The sequence below is a fragment of the Mesorhizobium sp. ArgA1 genome, assembly GCF_053714375.1.
The window spans coordinates 1-722 of the sequence record NZ_JBSKBQ010000119.1 but is presented as its reverse complement, the minus strand read 5'-3'; the positions used below and the strand labels follow the sequence as shown (position 1 = coordinate 722).

At 59.4% G+C, this 722-nt stretch carries 2 protein-coding genes; both read right to left on the bottom strand.

The genetic code is table 11. The annotated features are described in order from the left end of the window. On the bottom strand, positions 1-173 hold a 173-nt coding region (tnpB, locus tag ACWGTI_RS32610; protein ID WP_454590674.1), incomplete at its 3' end, for an IS66 family insertion sequence element accessory protein TnpB. Then, positions 154-639, bottom strand: a complete 486-nt coding sequence (tnpA, locus tag ACWGTI_RS32605) for an IS66-like element accessory protein TnpA (protein WP_454590673.1) — start codon at positions 637-639, stop codon at positions 154-156. The genes tnpA and tnpB, both read right to left, overlap by 20 nt. Positions 640-722: the final 83 nt, after the last annotated feature.

Genomic DNA, 722 nt, shown 5'->3' with positions numbered 1-722 from the left:
AACAGGAGCTTCATCCGGTCGCGACGGCGATTGCAGAACGCAAAAACCGCCGCAGCAAACGGATCGAGCGCCATCGTTTCCTGAACCAGAACCGCAAGGCTGTTGATGCCAGCCCGGAAGTCGATCGGCTCACGGTGCAGGTAGACTTTCAGGTCAGCGCCCAGTCTGAACATGGCCCAGCGCTCCGATCATCGCCGTCAATGCATCCACTTCATCGCATTCCAGCGTCAGCTTCACGCCGTTCGGCAGCGACGCGCTCACCTTGGCTGGAGAGCAAAGCCGGCCTGTCCCTTCAGATTCCGGCAGCCTCACTCCGGGATTATTGGGCCGCAAGTCCAGCGCAAACCCGCTGTTCTGTCTCGACACAGCCCGATCCGTGGCACTTTCAATCTGAACTGGAATAAACACTGGTGTCGAAGGCGGCGGGAGCGCCGCCGTGTCCTTCTGCGCCAGCCGGTGCTGGCGTATCCACTTCCAAAGAAGGTTCGCATTGACCCCGTGTTCGAGCGCAAGTCTCGATACCGAAACGCCAGGCTCAAGGCAGGCCGCGACAAGACGGTCCTTCGACGCGGGATCGTATCGGCGTCGCCCGTTACGACCGACAAGCCTCACCCGCAGTTTCTGCCCACCTTCTTCCATAAACTTGGTGTCCACCTATTTTGGTGGACACCTCATGCATCAGGCCACGCAACAGCAAAAGGTGCAGGGAAATTCGCGCTTAC